The organism is Vibrio rhizosphaerae (assembly GCF_024347095.1).
Classification (GTDB): Bacteria; Pseudomonadota; Gammaproteobacteria; order Enterobacterales; family Vibrionaceae; genus Vibrio; species Vibrio rhizosphaerae.
Genome location: NZ_AP024903.1, coordinates 2,571,451 through 2,592,138, shown reverse-complemented (window position 1 = coordinate 2,592,138; position 20,688 = coordinate 2,571,451). Strand labels below are relative to the sequence as shown.

Genomic DNA, 20,688 nt, shown 5'->3' with positions numbered 1-20,688 from the left:
GATAAAACGAGTTTATATCGTATTGAGTGGTCTGTGGTCATGATTTTTAGCGGATGGAAAGGTACCTGCAACGTCAGTGAATATCACAACATTGCAGGCAATTCCTGAATTAGAGGTTATGCAAATGGCGGGGAATTGTTTCGTCTTTCCGTAAGGTGAGCACTTCACAGCCTGTTTCGGTAACGAGTAGTGTATGTTCCCATTGCGCTGAGTTTTTGCAATCCGCCGTATAGACGGTCCATCCGTCTTCTTCATCGAGGCGGCAGCTAAATTTACCCGCGTTAATCATGGGTTCGATGGTAAAGGTCATTCCTGGCTGCAGAATTGTTCTGTCCCCGTTTTTATAATGAACAACTTGAGGTTCTTCATGGAATCCAGCTCCGATTCCGTGACCACAGTAATCTTTCACAATCGAAAATTTCATCCGCGGATTATTTTTATTATTTGTTTTAATGTACTTTTCGATCGCAGTACCGATTTCACCGAGCCGGATTCCGGGTTTCACGATTTTCATTGCCAGATAAAGGCTCTCTTGCGCCACCATACACAAGCGCTTGTCTGCCGGAGAGACCTCACCGACCAAAAACATTCTGGAGGTATCGCCGTGGTATCCGTCTTTAATAACAGTGATATCAATGTTGATGATATCTCCGTCTTTCAAGACTGCGGGGCGCTGAATTTGTCCATAGGTACTATCTTCAGTCGCCGGGATACCATGACAGACCACATGATTGATAGACGTACAAATGGACTTTGTGAAGCCATGATAGTTGAGCGGTGCCGGAATGGCCTGTTGCGTTTCTGTGATGTACCGATGGCAGATTTGATCCAGTTCTTCTGTCGTTACACCGGGTTTAACATGGGGTTCAATCATTTCAAGTACATCTGCCGCAAGCTGGCCGGCAACGCGCATCTTTTCAATTTCTTCTGCGGTTTTTATATTTACAGACATCGGTAATCTCTATTTTATTGGCTATGCACGGCATCGTGCTGATAGCTTATTTTAACAATCGCGGGGAGGAGCGCAAGCGAGCAACATCAATGCAACATGATAAACCTGTCTATTCAGTGGTCACCTCCCGTGGTAACAATATTTTTTTCTAGCCAGTCCGCGGTAAAATATGATATAAAGCGCGCCGGAATGACAGACTTGACTCCTGTCTCATACAAGAGATATGACTGAATTTGCATTCCTTCCATTTACTTCTTTAAATCACACACATTCCGACACGTGTTCCGGGGTGCCTTTGCTGAAAAAAGTTTAAAGGTCGGATGCATGGGGGATGTGGAGGCCTAACCCCATAGAGGATGAAAATATGGCAACTGTATCAATGCGCGATATGCTGAAAGCTGGTGTTCACTTTGGTCACCAGACTCGTTACTGGAACCCAAAAATGAAGCCTTTCATTTTCGGTGCTCGTAACCGTGTTCATATCATTAACCTAGAAAAAACTGTTCCAATGTTCAACGAAGCGCTGGCTGAGCTGGCAAAAATCGGTGAGAAGAAAGGAAAAGTTCTTTTTGTAGGGACAAAGCGCGCTGCATCTGAATCTGTAAAAGAAGCTGCATTAGCAAGCAACCAATACTATGTTAACAACCGCTGGTTAGGCGGCATGTTAACCAACTGGAAAACCGTTCGTCAGTCAATCAAGCGTCTAAAAGACCTTGAAGCTCAATCAACAGACGGTACTTTCGACAAGCTGACCAAGAAAGAAGCTCTGATGCGTACTCGCGAAATGGAGAAGCTCGAGAAATCTCTTGGTGGTATCAAAGATATGGGTGGTTTACCAGACGCTCTGTTCATCATCGATGCTGATCACGAGCACATCGCAGTTAAAGAAGCGAACAATCTGGGTATCCCTGTATTCGCAGTCGTTGATACGAACTCTAATCCAGATGGTGTTGACTATATTATCCCAGGTAACGATGATGCAATCCGTGCAGTTCAACTTTATCTGAATGCTGCTGCTTCATCTATCAGCGAAGGCCGTAACAAAGATGTTGTTGCTGTTGCTGAAAAAGATGGTTTCGTAGAAGCTGAATAATTGCGGCTCTGAGTCACACTTAGTCTGATGTGCAACATTTGTGACATATCGACTAGGTTATAGTTAACATTGGGGGCCGCAACATGGCCCCTAATTTTTACCATATCCAGAATTAATCGAGGAATAGAGAATGGCTGTTACTGCTGCTCTAGTAAAAGAACTGCGCGAGCGTACTGGCGCAGGTATGATGGAATGTAAGAAAGCGCTTGTTGAAACAGACGGCGATATTGAACTTGCAATCGAAAACATGCGTAAAAGTGGTGCTGCTAAAGCTGCTAAAAAAGCAGGTAACCTGGCAGCTGAAGGCGCTATCATTATCAAAGAAGGTGAAGGCATTGCCGTTCTTCTTGAAGTGAATTGCCAAACTGACTTTGTTGCGAAAGATGAAAACTTTGGCGCATTTGCTCAGGAAGTCGCTGCTGAAGCACTTGCTTCTAAAGCATCTGTAGAAGAACTACAGGCTAAATTTGAAGATACACGCGTTGCACTAGTTGCAAAAATCGGTGAGAACGTCACTATCCGTCGTGTTCAGTACATTGAAGGTTCAGCGATGGCGTCTTATCGTCACGGTGAGAAAATTGGTGTTGTGGTTGCCGGTGAAGGCGACGCTGAAACACTTAAGCACATCGCAATGCATGTTGCTGCATCTCGCCCTGAATATGTAACACCTGACGATGTACCTGCTGACGTTGTTGCGAAAGAGCGTGAAGTTCAAGTCGAAATCGCGATGAATGAAGGCAAGCCAAAAGAAATCGCAGAGAAAATGGTTGAAGGCCGGATGAAGAAATTCACAGGCGAAGTTTCTCTGACTGGTCAGCCTTTCGTGATGGAACCTAAAAAATCTGTTGGCGAAATTTTGAAAGAAAAAGGTGCTTCTGTTTCTGCATTTGTCCGTCTTGAAGTCGGCGAAGGGATTGAAAAGAAAGAAAGCCTAAGTTTTGCTGAAGAAGTTGCACTGGCTCAGAAAGGTTAATTTCTGATTCGTGAAGCGATTAAAAGGACCGTGGCTATGGCTACGGTCTTTTCACGAATAAAACCATCATTAATTGTGATGAATATGTGTTTATAATTGTCTGCAAGCATCTATTCATGACCATTAATCGATGAATAACTTTCTTGAGAAGGTAAACACCATGACAACGAATCCGAAACCTGCATATCAACGTATTTTGTTAAAACTCAGTGGTGAAGCTCTGCAAGGTGAGCAAGGCTTTGGTATTGATCCGACCGTGCTTGATCGGATGGCTCAGGAAGTGAAAGAACTGGTAGAGTTAGGCGTTCAGGTTGGTGTTGTGATTGGTGGTGGAAACCTATTTCGTGGTGAAGGACTTGCCAAAGCAGGAATGAATCGTGTTGTCGGTGACCACATGGGGATGTTGGCAACCGTCATGAACGGACTGGCCATGCGTGACGCATTGCACCGGGCTTATGTGAATGCTCGTGTGATGTCTGCCATTCCGCTTAATGGTGTGTGTGATGATTATAACTGGGCCAATGCTATCAGTCAGCTTCGTCAGGGACGTGTGGTGATCTTTTCAGCAGGGACGGGAAATCCTTTCTTCACAACTGATTCTGCTGCATGTTTACGTGGTATTGAGATTGAAGCGGATGTTGTGCTCAAAGCCACAAAAGTTGATGGTGTTTATAGTGCTGATCCGGTAGCAAACCCTGATGCAGAACTGTATGATAGGCTGACTTATAACGATGTCCTTGAAAAGGAACTACGGGTTATGGACTTGGCAGCCTTTACGCTTGCCAGAGATCATAAAATGCCAATCCGAGTCTTTAATATGAATAAACCTGGAGCTTTGCGTCGTATTGTGATGGGGGAAGCTGAAGGGACACTCATTAACAACGAGGCTTCATTGTAATCTGTATAGGTTGAGTAAGAATTAAGGTGATAATGTGATTAATGAAATCAAAAAAGACGCTCAAGAGAGAATGGAAAAGAGCGTAGAAGCGCTCAAAAATAACCTATCTAAAGTCCGTACAGGACGAGCCCACCCCAGTTTGCTTTCTGGCATTTCCGTAGAATATTATGGCGCAGCGACACCATTGAACCAGGTTGCGAATGTCATTGCAGAAGATTCAAGAACGCTTGCAATTACCGTTTTTGACAAAGAATTGGCACCGAAGGTCGAAAAAGCCATTATGATGTCTGACTTGGGATTAAACCCGATGTCTGCCGGTACAGTGATTCGTGTTCCTCTACCACCGTTGACGGAAGAGCGTCGTCGTGATTTGGTTAAGATTGTGCGTGGAGAAGCAGAAGGTGGACGGGTTGCGGTACGTAACATTCGTCGTGATGCTAACACAGAACTGAAAAATTTATTGAAAGATAAAGAAATTTCAGAAGATGAAGAACGTAAAGCTCAAGAAGACATCCAAAAACTGACTGATACTGCCGTGAAGAATATCGATGAAGTTCTTGCTGCAAAAGAAAAAGAGTTGATGGAAGTTTAATTGGTCTTTCCAGATATTATTATTGAGGCGCTGAGCGAAGCCAGTACAGCGCCTTTTTGTTTGAAATCTTTTATTGAAAATCAACTCGTTTCTTATGCAAAAATCACAACTCTCTTCTGACGCACTTCCTCAGCATATTGCTATCATTATGGATGGTAATGGACGATGGGCCAAAGCAAGAGGAAAACCGAGAGTTTTTGGACATAAAAATGGTGTTAAAGCGGTAAGAAAAACGATAACGACAGCAGCCCAATTAGGTATTCAGGCAGTCACTTTATTTGCTTTTAGTAGCGAGAATTGGCGCCGGCCTGAAGATGAAGTCGGAGTGCTGATGGAGTTATTTGTTACCGCTTTGTCTACAGAAGCAAAGAAACTTCACAAAAATAATCTTCGATTACGGGTCATTGGTGATACCTCTCGCTTTAATTCTCGCTTACAGGATAAAATTGCTCAGACAGAAATGTTGACGGCTCAGAATTCCGGCATGGTTGTGAATATTGCAGCAAACTATGGCGGGCAATGGGACATTACTCAAGCCGCAAGGCAGGTCGCTGAACGAGTTGTGGCAGGGGAACTGACCCCGGCTGACATCACCGAAAGTGTATTGGCTCAATACCTGACGATGTCCGATTTGCCTCAGGTTGATCTGTTAATTAGAACCAGTGGTGAGTGTCGGATCAGTAATTTTATGTTGTGGCAGCTTGCTTACGCTGAGTTGTATTTTACACCGACCTTTTGGCCAGATTTTAATGAAGAAAGCTTGGTTGAAGCAATTACTTGGTTTGTGAATCGTGAACGACGTTTTGGATGTACCGGTGAGCAAATCAAAGCAATGATGGATAATAGATAAAGGTTCAGGATTTGAAGCTGAGAATAATTACCGCCTTGGTGTTGGCTCCCCTCGTTATATTAGGGATTTTTAAATTACCGCTGAGTATTTTTATTGTTGTATTAGCACTGTTAGTACTGTTTGGCTTTTGGGAATGGACACAATTTATTAGCTTAGATGCTCGTCTCATTTCGCTGCTTCCTGCTATTGTTATCGGCGGTTTGAGTTTGTGGTGTTTACCCGAGAATTTCTCGATGAGTCACACTCTCCCGCTTCCTTATCAAGTCCTGTTGTGGAGTAGTTTTCTATGGTGGATTGTTGCAAGTTATCTTGCTGTTTCTTATCCTAAATCTCGGCCACTTTGGGAACATTCCAAAGGACTCAAACATCTGTTTGGGTTGCTCACACTGATTCCATTCTTCTGGAGTGTTTTACTGCTGAGAACAGAAGGATTATCTGCTGATCCTTACCACGGTGCAAAGTTGGTCCTTTTTGTCTGTCTGATTGTTTGGGTCGCCGATAGTGCTGCTTATTTTTCGGGGCGTTTTTTTGGCAAGCATAAGATGGCGCCAGAAGTCAGCCCGAATAAAACCATCGAAGGTTTAATCGGTGGGGTTGTGGCTGCATGCCTTGTTGCTTTTGGGTTGGTGGAATGGTTTGAATTGCACTTTTCAAGTACCAGCATGATGTTAGTGACGATTCTAGTGACCGTTATTTTCTCTGTACTTGGTGATTTAGTCGAGAGCATGTTTAAGCGTGTCGCAGGAATCAAAGACAGTAGTCATATTATTCCCGGACATGGTGGTATCTTAGATCGCATTGATAGCTTGACAGCCGCATTTCCTGTCTTTGCCTTCCTGTATTTTCAGATATAGTCAGTCGCTGGTGCGGTTCGGGTTTTGTAATAATGTCCCCAAAGAGTGATACGATTTCTTTTATGCGTAAATTAACCATTTTAGGTGCTACAGGATCTATTGGTGCCAGTACACTTCGGGTCATGGAAGAAAATCCCGAACGATTTTCAGTTGTTGCTTTGGTTGCCGGCAGTGATATTGAGAAAATGTATCAACTGTGTTGTCGCTGGCAACCCCAATATGCTGTGATGGCATCAGAATCGGCGGCTCATCAACTGAGGCTGCGTTTACAGTCAGATGCAGCTAAAACAGAGGTCTTATCCGGTATACAAGCCATGTGTGACGTGGCGGCTCTTGACGAGGTCGACACCGTGATGTCTGCGATTGTGGGGGCTGCCGGATTATTACCCACTATGGCTGCGATTCAAGCTGGGAAACGGGTGTTATTGGCAAATAAAGAAGCCTTAGTGATGTCCGGGCAGTTATTTATTAATGCCGTCGAAGAATATGGTGCTCAGTTACTTCCAGTTGACAGTGAGCATAATGCAATCTTTCAGTCACTTCCTTCAAATTGTCAGCAAGTTTTAGGCCGGTGTAATCTGGCTGAAAATGGTATCTCACATCTCTTATTAACCGGTTCCGGCGGACCATTTCGCTATAGTCCGATTCATACACTTGCCGATGTCACGCCAGAGCAGGCTATCGCTCATCCAAATTGGTCGATGGGTCCTAAGATTTCTGTTGATTCAGCTACCATGATGAATAAAGGACTTGAGTACATTGAAGCGAAGTGGTTGTTTAATACGTCACGCGATCAGCTTAAGGTTCTGATTCATCCTCAGTCCGTCATTCATTCGATGGTGCAATACCGGGATGGTAGTGTGATTGCGCAGTTAGGTGAGCCTGATATGGCAACGCCGATTGCTCATGTCATGGGGTATCCTGAACAGCGTCTTTCATCAGGGGTTGCGCCCCTGGATTTTTCGCAGTTGAGTGAGCTGACATTTATGCAGGCTGATATGGCGCGTTATCCTTGTTTACAACTGGCGATTGATGCTTGTTATGAAGGGCAACACGCGACGACGTCGCTAAATGCCGCAAATGAAATTGCCGTTGCAGCATTTTTAAATCGTGGCATTCGTTTTACAGATATTGCCGTCATTAATGAACGTGTTTTATCAAAGATGTGTGCAACAGCACGCGCCTCTTCAGTGATGGATTTGGAATCTCTGCTCGAGCTCGATAAGATAGCGCGACAATCGGCACAGCAATTAGTCAAAGAGTATTCGTTATGAACAGTATTCTGTGGAACCTCATTTCATTCATTCTGGCACTGGGTATTCTGGTTGCCGTCCATGAATTCGGCCACTTCTGGGTTGCGCGTCGTTGTGGCGTTAAGGTCGAGAAGTTTTCAATTGGGTTTGGGCGCTCTATTTGGCGTCGTATCGCCAAGGATGGAACCGAATATAGCATTTCAGTCATCCCGTTGGGGGGATATGTGAAGATGCTTGATAGCCGAGTCGCTGAGGTCCCTGAACATTTGCGGCATTTGGCTTTTGATCAGAAAAGTTTATGGCGACGGACGGCAATTGTTGCAGCGGGGCCGGTTTTTAACTTTTTGTTTGCAATTTTCGCTTACTGGGCAGTGTATTGTATCGGGATTCCTGCAGTAAAGCCTGTTGTTGGCGAAGTTGCACCGACTTCGATTGTTGCGGATGCCGGATTACGTTCTGGTATGGAAATTCAGTCGGTGTCCGGTGTTGAAACCGGGGATTGGGAGTCAGTTAATATGGAACTTATCTCCCATATCGGTGAATCGCAAATGACACTGACAGTCCGTGAACCTGATGCGATCGGACATCAGGAAATTTTGCATCTTGACCTGTCATCATGGAACTTTGACCCTGAAAAAGAGTCTCCAATGAAGGCTCTTGGTTTTAAGCCATATTCACCGAAGGTCTCAACCGTTTTGGAACAGGTGATTGACAATGGTGCCGGTGCTGTCGCCGGATTAGCAAAAGGTGATAAAATTGTTGCTATCAACGGTAAAGCTGTGTCTTCATGGCAGCAGCTAGTTCAATCGGTACAAGATAGCCCGAATGAGGCACTGTCACTGTCGGTATTAAGAGATGGACAGCATCTTGATATCACGTTGACGCCGAATGAGAAAACATTATCTGATGGGCGAACTATCGGTTTTGCGGGGATCTCCCCAACAGTGGATAAGTGGCCGGCGAACTATCGATATAATTTACAATACGGTGTTTTTGAGGCACTTCCTAAAGCAGTTGAGAAAACGGGACAGGTGATTCATCTGACTCTCAGCATGCTGAAAAAGCTGTTGGTTGGTGATGTCGGACTGAATAATCTAAGCGGGCCGATTTCAATCGCGAAAGGTGCCGGAACGACAGCAGAATATGGATTGGTTTACTTCTTGGGTTTTTTGGCATTAATTAGCATTAATCTGGGAATCATCAATTTAGTGCCGCTTCCGATGTTGGATGGGGGACATCTGATGTTTTTTGCAATTGAAGCAATTACCAGACATCCTGTACCGGAAAAGGTTCAAGAGATTGGGTACCGAATCGGTGGCGCAATTATTTTTTCACTCATGGCAATTGCCATGTTTAATGACTTTACACGCCTGTGATGAATCTGCATTGATTGGGCATGGTTGTACAAAGGAATAATTAGAATAACGATGGCGATAAAAAAGCTTATCCTGACAACAGCGCTTGTCAGCAGTATGTCTGTTTATGGTGCCGAGCGGTTTGTTGTTCAGGACATTCAAGTTGATGGATTGCAACGTGTCACGCTTGGGGCTGCATTATTGAAAATGCCGATTCGTGTTGGAGACACGATTGGATCTCAGGACATTGCCGATTTAATCAAGGCACTCTATTCATCCGGTAATTTTGAAAATATTCAGGTATTTCGGGATAAGGGAACGCTGGTCGTTAAAGTAAAAGAGCGACCAACGATTTCCAGTGTCTCTTTTTCCGGTAATAAAGCGATTAAAGATGAGCAGCTAACTGAAAATCTGAAAGCTTCAGGTGTTCGGGTTGGCGAAGCACTTGATCGTACCGCGCTGAGTAACATTGAAAAAGGTCTGGAAGATTTCTACTACAGTGTCGGGAAATACAACGCAACAGTGAAAGCGGTTGTTACGCCGTTACCGCGTAATCGGGCTGATCTCAAATTTGTGTTTACCGAAGGTGTTTCTGCCAAGATTCAACAGATCAATTTCATTGGCAACCATGTATTCAGTGATAAAGAGTTACTGGCTCGCTTTGATCTGAATGCCGATGTTTCATGGTGGAACTTCTTATCTTCAGATAAGTACCAAAAGCAGATTCTTGCGGGTGATTTGGAGAAACTCAAGTCATTCTATCTTGATCGTGGGTACCTGAAGTTTCAGGTTGATTCGACGCAAGTTTCAATCTCTCCTGATAAGAAGGGGGTTTATATTACCCTCAACTTAAATGAGGGGCGGCCATATACGGTTAAAAAAGTGTCTTTCAGAGGCGATTTAATCGGCAAAGAAAAAGAGTTCGAGACGCTGGTTCCTTTTGCCAAAGGGGATATCTATAAAGGGTCTTCTGTGACGGCAATGGAAAGTAGCATCAAGAAGATTCTTGGTGAGTCTGGCTATGCTTATCCGACCGTTCGAACCATCCCTGAGTTTGATGACGACACGCAAGAAGTTTCTCTTGTCGTTCAGGTTTCTCCCGGGAAGCGAATTTACGTCCGAGATATTCGTTTTGTCGGTAATACGGTGACTAAAGACGAAGTGCTGCGTCGTGAAATGCGCCAGATGGAAGGTAGCTGGCTGAATTCTAAATCGATTGATGCCGGAAAAACACGTTTGAATCGTCTGGGATTTTTTGAAACGGTTGATGTACAGACTGTTCGGGTGCCGGGCAGTGATGATCAGGTCGATCTCGTCTATAACGTCAAAGAAGCCAATTCAGGTAGTGTCAATTTCGGTATTGGTTATGGTACCGAATCAGGCATGAGTTTTCAGGTCGGATTACAACAAGAAAACTTCTTGGGAACCGGAAACAGTGTTGGTATTACGACGACCATTAATGATTATCAGAAAAATGTCACTTTGAGCTATAACGATCCGTATTGGAATTTAGATGGTGTAAGCTTAGGCGGAAAGATCTTCTATAATGAATTTGAGGCGTCCGAAGCCGGGATTGTTGACTATACCAACAAAAGTTACGGAACCAATCTGACGTGGGGATTCCCTTACGATGAGCTCAACCGCTTTGCGTTTGGCATCGGGTATACACATAACATGATTGGCAATCTGTCCCCTTATTTGCAAATTGAAAAGTTCTTGATGTCTCAGGGCATCGATGCCAATTCAGGTTCAACTGCTAATTTTACAACTGACGATTTTGATCTGGATTTTACTTGGACACGTAATAATCTCAATAAAGGGTATTTCCCGACGGAAGGTAATTATCAACGTGCTTCTTATAAAATCACGGTTCCGGGTTCTGATACTCAGTATTTCAAGGCGCAATATAATGTCAGACAATATGTGCCATTGACGAAGCAGCATGAATTTACCTTGCTACTCCGAGGACGGCTGGGCTATGGAAATGGCTATGGGAAAAATGGTGATAATGATAACCTTTACCCATTCTATGAGAACTTCTATGCAGGTGGATTCTCGACTTTACGAGGATTCAGCTCTAATTCGGTAGGTCCCAGAGCCGTATTCAAAAGCTTCGCAGATAGTAACAATGGTACATTAACCGCGACCAATAAATCGGCTGGTGGTAATGCAATGATGCAAGCCAGTGTTGAGTTGATCGTGCCGACTCCGTTTATATCAGAAGAGGCTCAGCATCAGGTCCGGACTAGTGTTTTCTATGATATGGCAAGTGTCTGGGATACTGAATTTAATTATCATGATCGGGGTTCAGATTATGGTAATGCGTACTATTACGATTATTCTGATCCGACGAAGTACCGATCGTCGTATGGGGCTGCATTGCAGTGGATGTCTCCAATGGGACCACTTGTGTTTGCAATTGCTAAGCCGATTAAGAAATATGAAGGAGATGATGAGGAATTCTTCTCCTTCACGATAGGTAAAACTTTCTAAAATGAGGATATTAATTGTGAGGAATCATATCAAAGCAATCAGTGTTGGTTTAGCTGTTTTGAGTCTGTCATGTGTTAGTTTAGCAGCGGAAGCTGCGCAGAAGATTGGCTACATCAATACTGCAAGAGTGTTCCAACAACTTCCTCAAAGAGAGGTTGTTCTGCAGAAAATGAAGCAAGAATTTCAGGATAAAGCCGCTGAGCTACAAAGCATTCGGGCCGAAGCAAAAGAGAAAGTTGAAAAACTGAAAAGAGACAGCTCATTAATGAGTGAAAGTGACGTTGAGAAACTTCGTATCGAAATTGGACAGCTTGATAGTAAGTTCAAAATTAAGTCTCAGGCACTAGAACAAGCTTCTTCGAAAAGAGAAGCGGAAGAAAAAGGTAAACTGCTGAAAGTTATCCATGATGCGGTAGAGAAAATTGCTCAGAAAGAAGGTTTTGATATGGTCATTGATACACAGGTTATGCAATATGGCAAACCAGAATATGACCTATCAGACAAGGTTATTAAAGCGTTGAAATAATTATATGATGGTAAAACTGACATTAGCCGAGCTGGCAGATATCACCGATGGTGAAATAATTGGCGACCCGACCGTTACGGTAAGTGCTGTCGCACCGATGAATACGGCAAAAGAAGGTGATATCACTTTCTTATCCAATCCTAAATATGCGAAGCATTTAGGCAGTTGTCAGGCATCGGTGATTATGGTCAAGGATTCGCATCAGTCTCTTTGTCCGAAGAATGTATTGGTTGTCAATGACCCGTATGTTGCTTTTGCAAAAGTAGCTCAAGCTCTGGATACAACTCCGGCACCAGCATCCGGAATTGCGGCATCGGCTGTGATTGCTGATGATGTCGTTCTGGGAACCAATGTCTCGATTGGTGCAAATTCTGTCATCGAATCCGGAGTCGTTTTAGGTGATAATGTTATCATTGGCGCGGGTTGCTTTATTGGGCAACAGGCAGAGATTGGCAGTCATACCCGCTTGTGGGCCAATGTCAGTATTTACCATCGGGTTATTATTGGCTCTGATTGTTTAATTCAATCAGGGGCCGTCATCGGTTCTGATGGTTTTGGCTATGCCAATGAGAAAGGGGAATGGATTAAAATTCCTCAGTTGGGAACCGTCAGAATTGGCAACCGTGTTGAGATCGGTGCATCAACGACCATTGACCGGGGGACGCTCGATGATACGGTGATTGAGGATAATGTTATCCTCGATAACCAGATGCAAATCGCACATAACGTGCACATCGGATATGGTACCGCAATGGCTGGTGGTACGATTATTGCCGGAAGTACAACGATCGGAAAATATTGTATTATTGGTGGCGCTTCGGTCATCAATGGGCACATTGAAATTGCTGATGGGGTTACGATTACCGGCATGGCGATGGTGATGCGCAGTCTTTCTGAAAAAGGGGTTTATTCTTCAGGAATTCCTCTCCAGCCGAATAAAGAGTGGCGCAAGACGGCTGCACGAGTGCTGCGGATTGACGATATGCATAAACGGCTGAAAGCCGTTGAACAACAGTTAGAGCAGCAAGTGGAATCTTAATTCTGCGATGTATCCTGAGCCGAATTTGATTAAACGGGGAAGGGTATAGAGAAAGGCTCGCATCGTGTGAGCCTTTTTTGTTGGGAATACCCATATTGGTTTTTATTGATTTATATAGGAATATGACTTTGACTACTGAAAATAAGACGATGGATATCACTGAGATTCAGAAACTCCTTCCACATCGTTACCCATTTTTGCTGATTGATCGCGTAACGGATTATGAGGAAGGGAAGTATTTAGTTGGCTTGAAAAATGTTTCATTCAATGAGCCTCAGTTCACTGGACATTTTCCTCAGTTACCGGTGTTTCCGGGAGTCATGATTCTTGAAGCGATGGCTCAGGCAACAGGTCTGCTTGCATTTAAAACTTTTGGCGCGCCAAAAGAGAATGAGCTGTATTATTTTGCTAGTATTGATAATGCGAAGTTTCGCAAACCTGTCTCTCCGGGAGATCAGTTAGTCATCGAAGTGGAATTCCTGAAAGATCGTCGGGGCATTGCACTATTCACCGGTGTGGCAAAAGTTGATGGTGAAGTCGTTTGTTCTGCGGAACTAAAATGCGCTCGTAGAGAGTTTTAGTATGATTCATGAAACAGCTCAGATCCACCCTACAGCAGTCGTTGAAGACGGTGCTCTGATCGGTGCGAATGTAAAAATTGGTCCGTTTTGTTATGTTGAAGGCAGTGTGGAAATCGGTGACGGAACTGAGTTACTGTCCCATGTTGTCGTGAAAGGCGCAACGAAAATTGGCCAAGATAACCGTATTTTTCAGTTTGCTTCGATTGGTGAAGCTTGTCAGGATTTGAAATATAAAGGCGAAGAGACGCAACTGGTCATTGGTGATCGCAACACGATTCGTGAAAGTGTCACCATGCATCGGGGGACCGTGCAGGATCAGGGTATTACACGGGTTGGAAGCGATAATCTGTTTATGATTAATGCACACGTTGCCCATGATTGTATTGTCGGTGACCGATGTATTTTTGCTAATAATGCGACGCTTGCCGGGCATGTTACCGTAGGAAACTACGCGATTGTTGGCGGGATGTGTGCCATCCACCAGTTTTGCCACATTGGTGAACATGTGATGTTAGGCGGTGGTTCAATTGTTGTACAAGATGTGCCACCTTATGTGACGGCACAGGGAAACCATTGTTCTCCCTTCGGTATTAATATTGAAGGCCTCAAGCGACGCGGATTTGAAAAGGCTGATATCCATGCGATTCGTCGTGCTTATAAGCTGTTATATCGCAGTGGTCTGAAACTGGACGAAGCAAAGGCGGAAATTGCAAAAGAAGCAGAGTCAAGCGCTGCCGTTCAGGTTTTTCTGGATTTTCTGGTGCACTCTGAACGCGGTATTATCCGTTGAACGACATACAGTAATCAAAAAGATCGCTTTGAATTGAGCGATCTTTTTTGTTTTCACCCATACAGTTTCTATCAGGTATTCAAAATCGATCATGTTGAATAAAAGTAAGCCGCTCAAAATTGGCATCGTTGCTGGAGAGTTGTCTGGCGATACGCTGGGTGAAGGCTTGATCAAAGCCATTCGGGAACAATACCCTGATGCTCATTTTGTCGGGATCGGTGGTCCGAAAATGAAGGCGTTAGGCTGTGAGTCTTTATTTGATATGGAAGAACTGGCAGTCATGGGATTAGCCGAGGTTCTGGGACGACTGCCGCGCCTGTTCAAGATTAAAGCTCAACTCGTAGATTACTTCAAAGCCGCGGAACTTGACGTGTTTATTGGTATTGATGCACCGGATTTCAATTTGCGCTTAGAGCGTAATTTGAAAGATGCCGGGATCACCACCGTGCATTATGTCAGTCCATCTGTCTGGGCATGGCGACAAAAACGCATTTATAAGATTGCTCAGGCTACCAATCTGGTATTAGCATTTCTTCCGTTTGAGAAGGCTTTTTATGATCGGTTTAACGTGCCTTGTGAATTTATCGGGCATACCTTAGCCGATGCGATTCCTCTGGTTTCGGATAAGCATGAGGCCCGGAAAACTTTGGGGCTGGAGACTGACAGACAATGGTTGGCCGTGCTTCCCGGCAGTCGAGGCAGCGAACTGAAAATGTTATGCCGTCCTTTTATTGAGACCTGCCAGAAACTTCATCAGCGTTATCCAGATTTAGGTTTTGTCATTGCCTTGGTGAATGATAAGCGTCGCGCGCAGTTTGAAGCCGCGTGGCAGGAATTTGCCCCTGAATTAGATTTTAAGCTGATTGATGGGACAGCAAGAACCGTCATTACGGCTGCGGATGCCGTTCTGCTGGCTTCCGGGACCGTGGCATTAGAGTGTATGCTGGTAAACCGCCCCATGGTCGTTGGCTATCGTTTTAATGCTGTGACCAATTTCTTAGCCAAGCGATTGGTTAAAACAAAATATGTATCGCTACCGAATATCCTTGCCGATGAAGAGATTGTTAAAGAATTACTGTTGGATCAATGCACGGTAGAAAACCTGTACCGTGAAGTTTGCGCTTTATTCGATGGAGATAATCATCTGATGCAAAGCAAGTTCACAGAAATTCACCAGTTAATTCGCAAAAATGCAGACAAACAGGCCGCAAATGCGGTATTAAACCTGATAGAGCGATAGTCAATGGCAAATACTGAATTCCCTCCTTTTGAATACCCGAAGGGTTACCAGCGCTTCGCGGGCGTTGATGAGGTTGGCCGTGGGCCTCTGGTTGGTGATGTGGTCACTGCTGCGGTGATTTTGGACCCGAATCGGCCCATTGTAGGATTAACGGACTCAAAAAAATTGTCGGAAAAGAAACGACTGGCATTGTTTTCTGAAATTCAGGACAAGGCTATTGCATGGGCCGTCGGTCGTTGTTCGCCAGCAGAAATTGATCATCTGAATATTTTACAGGCAACGATGGTTGCGATGCAGCGGGCCGTTGATGCGCTGTCTGTTGCAGCAGACTTTGTTCTGGTGGATGGTAATCGAGTACCGTCACTGGAAGTTCCTGCGATTGCGGTTGTGAAAGGTGATTTGCGAGTGACAGAAATTAGTGCCGCATCGATTGTCGCGAAGGTGACCCGGGATCAGGAAATGCTGTTATTGGATCAGCAACATCCGCATTATGGATTTGCACAGCACAAAGGTTACCCGACTAAAGCACATCTGGAAGCGATTGAACATTACGGTGTCATTGATGCACATCGCAGAAGTTTCAAGCCTGTACGGCGTATTTTGGACTTAAACCGATAATCACGTACAATATCGGGTTATCGCGTTTTTACAGATGGAAACGGCTGTGTTGTACCGTTTCTGAACAGGATATTCATCAACATGTCAGACCCTAAATTTATCCATCTCAGAGTTCATAGTGATTTTTCTATGATTGATGGGCTGTCAAAAGTGCCACCTTTAGTCAAGAAGGTTGCAGAGATGGGAATGCCGGCGATGGCGTTAACCGATTTTACCAACCTGTGTGGGCTGGTAAAATTTTATAGTACCGCCCACAACTGCGGCGTGAAGCCGATCATTGGCGCTGATTTTTCAGTGCAGTCGCAAGCCTTCGGCGATGATCTGACCCGTTTGACATTGCTTGCTGCCGATAATACCGGCTATAAGAATCTGACTTGGCTTATCTCACAAGCCTATCTGCGCGGACACGTCCAGCATCAACCCGTCATTGACCAGGAATGGTTAGCTGAACATTCGGCTGGCTTAATTGTTCTGTCCGGCGGTAAAAATGGCGATATCGGTCAGGCATTACTGAAAGGCAACCAGAAGCTTGTCGAGCAGTGTGTCGACTTTTATCAGGCTCATTTCCCAGATCGCTTTTATCTTGAGTTGATCCGGACCGGCCGTCTTGATGAAGAAACGTATCTGCATTTTGCCATCGAGTTGGCAGAGCAGCATGATCTCCCTGTCGTCGCAACCAACGAAGTGGTCTTTTTAAGCCGGGAACTGTTTGAAGCGCATGAAATTCGGGTCGCGATTCATGATGGCTATACCATGGATGATCCGCGCAGACCCAAACACTACAGTGAACAGCAATATCTTCGCAGTGAAGATGAAATGTGCGAGCTGTTCAAAGATATTCCTGAGGCGCTGACAAACAGTGTCGAAATCGCAAAGCGTTGTAATGTGACCGTGCGGTTAGGGGAGTATTTCCTGCCGAATTTCCCGACAGAAGGCATGAATATCGATGACTTTTTAGTGAAAAAGTCACAAGAAGGTCTGGAAGCGCGGCTTGAATTTCTCTTCCCTGATCCACAGGAGCGGCAGGAAAAGCGTCCGGCGTATGATGAGCGTTTACAGATTGAACTGGACGTGATCAACCAGATGGGGTTCCCCGGTTACTTCCTGATCGTGATGGAGTTTATTCAGTGGTCCAAAGATAATGATATTCCCGTGGGACCCGGTCGAGGCTCCGGTGCCGGCTCTCTGGTCGCTTACGCGCTGAAAATTACTGACTTGGATCCTCTGGAATACGATCTGCTTTTCGAACGTTTTCTGAACCCAGAGCGGGTCTCAATGCCCGACTTTGATGTCGATTTCTGTATGGATAAACGGGATCGGGTGATCGAGCACGTGGCCGAAATGTACGGTCGGGATGCGGTGTCTCAGATCATTACCTTCGGTACCATGGCAGCCAAAGCCGTTATTCGGGATGTCGGACGGGTTTTGGGACATCCATTTGGCTTTGTTGACCGGATTTCTAAGCTGGTGCCACCTGATCCGGGAATGACGCTGGAAAAAGCGTTTAAAGCTGAGCCAGCGTTGCAAGAACTCTATGATGCCGATGAAGAAGTCCGCGAGCTGATTGATAAATGCCGGATTCTGGAAGGTTGTACCCGTAATGCGGGTAAACATGCCGGTGGGGTTGTTATTTCACCAACGACAATCACCGATTTTGCACCAATCTATTGTGATCCGGAAGGTCATTATCCGGTGACTCAGTTCGATAAAAACGATGTTGAGACGGCCGGACTGGTTAAGTTCGACTTTTTGGGACTGCGGACACTGACGATTATTGACTGGGCGCTGGGCCTGATCAATCCAAGGCTGGAAAAACGGGGCGAACCGCCGGTGCGTATCGAAGCGATTCCGCTGGCTGACTCTCAATCATTCCGCAACCTGCAAAATTCAGAAACTACCGCGGTATTCCAGCTCGAATCCCGAGGGATGAAAGATCTGATTAAACGGCTTCAGCCGGACTGTTTCGAAGATATTATCGCATTGGTGGCGTTATTCCGTCCCGGGCCTTTGCAGTCAGGGATGGTGGATAACTTTATTGACCGGAAGCATGGACGCGAGCCGATCTCTTATCCTGATGAAAAATGGCAGCACGAGTCGCTCAAAGAAATTCTTGAACCGACATATGGCATCATCCTTTATCAGGAACAGGTCATGCAAATCGCTCAGGTTTTGGCTGGCTATACCTTGGGTGGTGCGGATATGTTGCGCCGCGCAATGGGGAAAAAGAAGCCGGAAGAAATGGCGAAGCAGCGGGCGATATTTGAGCAGGGCGCGATCAATAACGGTATTGATGGCGAACTGGCGATGAAAATCTTTGACTTGGTAGAGAAATTCGCCGGTTATGGGTTTAACAAATCGCACTCGGCAGCCTATGCACTTGTCTCCTATCAGACGCTATGGCTGAAGACACATTATCCGGCTGAGTTTATGGCCGCAGTGATGACTGCGGATATGGATAACACCGAAAAAGTGGTCGGTCTGGTCGATGAATGTATCCGTATGAATCTGACGGTGCTGCCGCCGGATATTAATTCAGGGCTCTATCGATTTAATGTCGATGATCAGGGCGCTATCGTGTACGGTATCGGGGCAATCAAAGGAGTTGGTGAAGGCCCGATTGACGCGATTCTCGAAGCCCGTAATGCTGGCGGACATTTTAAAGACTTATTTGATTTTTGTGCGCGCGTTGATCTCAAACGAGTCAATAAGCGAGTGATTGAGAAACTGATTTATGCCGGTGCGCTTGATCGTCTCGGACCACACCGCGCAGCCATGATGGCTTCTCTGGACGATGCGGTTAAAGCTGCCAGTCAGCACCGTCAGGCTGAATCATTTGGTCAGACAGATATGTTTGGTGTATTGACCGATGCGCCTGAAGCGGTCGAACAACGATATACTCAAGTACCGCCATGGCCGGAAAAAGTATGGCTGGAAGGTGAAAGAGATACGCTGGGACTTTATTTAACCGGGCACCCGGTGAATGCATACCTGAAGGAGCTTAAGTATTATACGGATTGTCGGTTAAAGGACATGACGCCAACCCGACGTGATCAGTCACTGAAAGTCGCGGGCTTAGTGATTGCCGCACGGGTGATGACGACCAAACGAGGCTCTCGTATCGGAATACTGACTTTGGATGACCGTTCCGGTCGATTAGAAGCAATGTTATTCTCTGATGCGCTGGAACAGTATGCAGAATTGCTGGAAAAAGATAAAATTCTGGTCCTGAACGGACAGGTCAGCTTTGATGACTTCAATGGTGGGCTTAAAATGACGGTCCGCGAAGTGATGGATTTAGATTCAGCACGAGAAAAATATGCCAAGAGTTTGTCTTTATCAATCACTCAAACGCAGATTGATGAACCATTTTTTGAGCGTTTCAGCCGTATTCTGGAACCTCACCGCTCCGGCAGTGTACCCATACATATTTATTATCAGCGGGTTGATGCCAGAGCGAAATTGACCCTAGGTACAGAATGGCGCGTGACGCCGAATGATACATTGCTGGATGAACTGAAACAATTGCTTGGCCCCGGCCAAGTTGAACTCGAATTTAACTAAATTCAGCTTAAAATAAAGAAAGCTGAGTCAAAAAGGATCGGTAAATGAGCCTGAATTTTCTAGAATTTGAAAAACCAATTGCAGAACTTGAAGCGAAAATCGAAGCGTTACGAGATGTTTCCCGTCATGGCGGGAGTACCTCTGTTGATCTCGATAAAGAGATCGAACAGCTAGAAAATAAAAGCATCGAGCTGAAGAAAAAAATCTTTAGTGATTTAGGCGCATGGCAAGTCGCTCAATTAGCCCGCCACCCTCAGCGTCCTTACACTTTGGACTATATCAAACATGTCTTTACTGATTTTGATGAACTGGCTGGTGATCGTGCCTATGCAGATGATAAAGCGATTGTTGGTGGTATGGCGCGTTTGGATGGTCAGCCGGTGATGGTGATTGGTCATCAGAAAGGTCGGGAAACGCGCGAAAAAGTGAAACGTAACTTTGGGATGCCAAAACCTGAAGGTTATCGTAAAGCGCTGCGTCTGATGGAAATGGCAGAGCGTTTTAACATGCCGATTATTACATTTATTGACACGGCGGGTGCTTATCCCGGTCTTGGTGCGGAAGAACGTGGACAATCAGAAGCGATTGCGACCAATCTTAAAGTGATGTCCAGTTTGAAAGTACCAGTCATTTGTAATGTGGTTGGTGAAGGCGGTTCCGGTGGTGCTTTGGCTATTGGTGTCGGTGATTATGTCAACATGCTGCAGTATTCAACCTATTCGGTTATTTCCCCTGAAGGGTGTGCTTCTATTTTGTGGCGTGATTCAGATAAAGCACCTCAAGCAGCAGAAGCGATGGGACTGACTGCGCCACGTCTAAAAGAGCTGGGGCTGATCGATGAAGTCATCGAAGAACCTTTAGGCGGCGCGCATAGCAATCATCAGCAAATGGCCCAGCAAATGAAAGCGACGTTACAAAAACAGTTGCAGGAGCTGCGTCAGTTTGATCAGGATATTTTATTAGATCGCCGCTATCAGCGACTCATGAGCTACGGTTATTGTTAAGTCTGATTTAACGGTA

The 20,688-nt window shown here is 45.2% G+C and carries 18 protein-coding genes; 17 read left to right on the top strand and 1 reads right to left on the bottom strand.

Annotated elements, in window-relative coordinates; all coding sequences use genetic code 11:
* Positions 1–109: 109 nt before the first annotated feature.
* Entirely contained in the window at positions 110–952 is an 843-nt protein-coding gene (map, locus tag OCV37_RS11285; RefSeq protein WP_038183451.1) for a type I methionyl aminopeptidase, read from the bottom strand.
* 364 nt (positions 953–1,316) lie between these two features.
* Here map and rpsB point away from each other — a divergent pair, with 364 nt between their 5' ends.
* The 17 genes from rpsB to accA all read left to right on the top strand — a co-directional run bounded on the left by rpsB (position 1,317) and on the right by accA (position 20,672).
* Positions 1,317–2,045 carry a 30S ribosomal protein S2 gene (gene rpsB, locus OCV37_RS11280; RefSeq protein ID WP_038183454.1) on the top strand — a complete coding sequence of 243 codons (729 nt, stop codon included), beginning with the start codon at positions 1,317–1,319 and terminating at the stop codon, positions 2,043–2,045.
* 130 nt (positions 2,046–2,175) lie between these two features.
* The gene (tsf, locus tag OCV37_RS11275) at positions 2,176–3,018 is read left to right on the top strand and encodes a translation elongation factor Ts (RefSeq protein ID WP_038183457.1); all 843 of its coding nucleotides are present in this window, start codon (positions 2,176–2,178) and stop codon (positions 3,016–3,018) included.
* Positions 3,019–3,178: 160 nt separating this feature from the next.
* The gene (gene pyrH, locus OCV37_RS11270) at positions 3,179–3,916 is read left to right on the top strand and encodes a UMP kinase (RefSeq protein ID WP_038183459.1); all 738 of its coding nucleotides are present in this window, start codon (positions 3,179–3,181) and stop codon (positions 3,914–3,916) included.
* A 34-nt stretch (positions 3,917–3,950) separates the two neighbouring features.
* On the top strand, positions 3,951–4,508 hold the full coding sequence (frr, locus tag OCV37_RS11265; RefSeq protein ID WP_038183462.1) for a ribosome recycling factor: 558 nt from the start codon (positions 3,951–3,953) through the stop codon (positions 4,506–4,508).
* Positions 4,509–4,602: 94 nt separating this feature from the next.
* Positions 4,603–5,358: a polyprenyl diphosphate synthase gene (gene uppS, locus OCV37_RS11260; protein WP_038183465.1), complete on the top strand. Its 756-nt coding sequence runs from the start codon at positions 4,603–4,605 to the stop codon at positions 5,356–5,358.
* A gap of 11 nt (positions 5,359–5,369) precedes the next feature.
* Positions 5,370–6,212, top strand: coding sequence for a phosphatidate cytidylyltransferase (locus OCV37_RS11255; RefSeq protein ID WP_038183468.1), 843 nt, complete (start codon positions 5,370–5,372; stop codon positions 6,210–6,212).
* Positions 6,213–6,274: 62 nt separating this feature from the next.
* Positions 6,275–7,486, top strand: coding sequence for a 1-deoxy-D-xylulose-5-phosphate reductoisomerase (ispC, locus tag OCV37_RS11250; RefSeq protein WP_038183471.1), 1,212 nt, complete (start codon positions 6,275–6,277; stop codon positions 7,484–7,486).
* Complete coding sequence (gene rseP, locus OCV37_RS11245) at positions 7,483–8,841, top strand: sigma E protease regulator RseP (protein ID WP_038183474.1); 1,359 nt, start codon at positions 7,483–7,485, stop codon at positions 8,839–8,841. Before ispC ends, rseP begins: the two co-directional genes overlap by 4 nt.
* A 51-nt stretch (positions 8,842–8,892) precedes the next feature.
* Positions 8,893–11,313, top strand: a complete 2,421-nt coding sequence (bamA, locus tag OCV37_RS11240) for an outer membrane protein assembly factor BamA (RefSeq protein WP_038183477.1) — start codon at positions 8,893–8,895, stop codon at positions 11,311–11,313.
* Between the two features lie 16 nt (positions 11,314–11,329).
* The gene (locus OCV37_RS11235; RefSeq protein ID WP_038183479.1) at positions 11,330–11,839 is read left to right on the top strand and encodes an OmpH family outer membrane protein; all 510 of its coding nucleotides are present in this window, start codon (positions 11,330–11,332) and stop codon (positions 11,837–11,839) included.
* A 7-nt stretch (positions 11,840–11,846) separates the two neighbouring features.
* Complete coding sequence (lpxD, locus tag OCV37_RS11230; protein ID WP_038183922.1) at positions 11,847–12,878, top strand: UDP-3-O-(3-hydroxymyristoyl)glucosamine N-acyltransferase; 1,032 nt, start codon at positions 11,847–11,849, stop codon at positions 12,876–12,878.
* A 149-nt stretch (positions 12,879–13,027) separates the two neighbouring features.
* On the top strand, positions 13,028–13,459 hold the full coding sequence (fabZ, locus tag OCV37_RS11225; RefSeq protein ID WP_211252076.1) for a 3-hydroxyacyl-ACP dehydratase FabZ: 432 nt from the start codon (positions 13,028–13,030) through the stop codon (positions 13,457–13,459).
* Position 13,460: 1 nt separating this feature from the next.
* Positions 13,461–14,249, top strand: a complete 789-nt coding sequence (lpxA, locus tag OCV37_RS11220; RefSeq protein WP_038183481.1) for an acyl-ACP--UDP-N-acetylglucosamine O-acyltransferase — start codon at positions 13,461–13,463, stop codon at positions 14,247–14,249.
* 91 nt (positions 14,250–14,340) lie between these two features.
* Positions 14,341–15,489: a lipid-A-disaccharide synthase gene (gene lpxB / locus OCV37_RS11215; protein WP_038183483.1), complete on the top strand. Its 1,149-nt coding sequence runs from the start codon at positions 14,341–14,343 to the stop codon at positions 15,487–15,489.
* 3 nt (positions 15,490–15,492) lie between these two features.
* Positions 15,493–16,107: a ribonuclease HII gene (rnhB, locus tag OCV37_RS11210; RefSeq protein ID WP_038183485.1), complete on the top strand. Its 615-nt coding sequence runs from the start codon at positions 15,493–15,495 to the stop codon at positions 16,105–16,107.
* Positions 16,108–16,188: 81 nt separating this feature from the next.
* Positions 16,189–19,668, top strand: coding sequence for a DNA polymerase III subunit alpha (gene dnaE, locus OCV37_RS11205; RefSeq protein WP_038183487.1), 3,480 nt, complete (start codon positions 16,189–16,191; stop codon positions 19,666–19,668).
* Positions 19,669–19,712: 44 nt separating this feature from the next.
* A complete protein-coding gene (gene accA, locus OCV37_RS11200; protein WP_038183489.1) occupies positions 19,713–20,672 on the top strand; it encodes an acetyl-CoA carboxylase carboxyl transferase subunit alpha in 960 nt (319 codons plus the stop codon).
* Positions 20,673–20,688 lie beyond the last annotated feature (16 nt).

What these genes read in the sequence shown, in the direction of transcription:
- ispC (WP_038183471.1), top strand. Translation starts at nt 6,275, where the DNA reads ATGCGTAAATTAACCATTTTAGGTGCTACAGGATCTATTGGTGCCAGT.
- rseP (WP_038183474.1), top strand. Translation starts at nt 7,483, where the DNA reads ATGAACAGTATTCTGTGGAACCTCATTTCATTCATTCTGGCACTGGGT.
- rnhB (WP_038183485.1), top strand. Translation starts at nt 15,493, where the DNA reads ATGGCAAATACTGAATTCCCTCCTTTTGAATACCCGAAGGGTTACCAG.
- tsf (WP_038183457.1), top strand. Translation starts at nt 2,176, where the DNA reads ATGGCTGTTACTGCTGCTCTAGTAAAAGAACTGCGCGAGCGTACTGGC.
- accA (WP_038183489.1), top strand. Translation starts at nt 19,713, where the DNA reads ATGAGCCTGAATTTTCTAGAATTTGAAAAACCAATTGCAGAACTTGAA.
- lpxD (WP_038183922.1), top strand. Translation starts at nt 11,847, where the DNA reads ATGGTAAAACTGACATTAGCCGAGCTGGCAGATATCACCGATGGTGAA.
- lpxA (WP_038183481.1), top strand. Translation starts at nt 13,461, where the DNA reads ATGATTCATGAAACAGCTCAGATCCACCCTACAGCAGTCGTTGAAGAC.
- dnaE (WP_038183487.1), top strand. Translation starts at nt 16,189, where the DNA reads ATGTCAGACCCTAAATTTATCCATCTCAGAGTTCATAGTGATTTTTCT.
- map (WP_038183451.1), bottom strand. Translation starts at nt 952, where the DNA reads ATGTCTGTAAATATAAAAACCGCAGAAGAAATTGAAAAGATGCGCGTT.
- bamA (WP_038183477.1), top strand. Translation starts at nt 8,893, where the DNA reads ATGGCGATAAAAAAGCTTATCCTGACAACAGCGCTTGTCAGCAGTATG.
- fabZ (WP_211252076.1), top strand. Translation starts at nt 13,028, where the DNA reads ATGGATATCACTGAGATTCAGAAACTCCTTCCACATCGTTACCCATTT.
- pyrH (WP_038183459.1), top strand. Translation starts at nt 3,179, where the DNA reads ATGACAACGAATCCGAAACCTGCATATCAACGTATTTTGTTAAAACTC.
- rpsB (WP_038183454.1), top strand. Translation starts at nt 1,317, where the DNA reads ATGGCAACTGTATCAATGCGCGATATGCTGAAAGCTGGTGTTCACTTT.
- lpxB (WP_038183483.1), top strand. Translation starts at nt 14,341, where the DNA reads ATGTTGAATAAAAGTAAGCCGCTCAAAATTGGCATCGTTGCTGGAGAG.
- uppS (WP_038183465.1), top strand. Translation starts at nt 4,603, where the DNA reads ATGCAAAAATCACAACTCTCTTCTGACGCACTTCCTCAGCATATTGCT.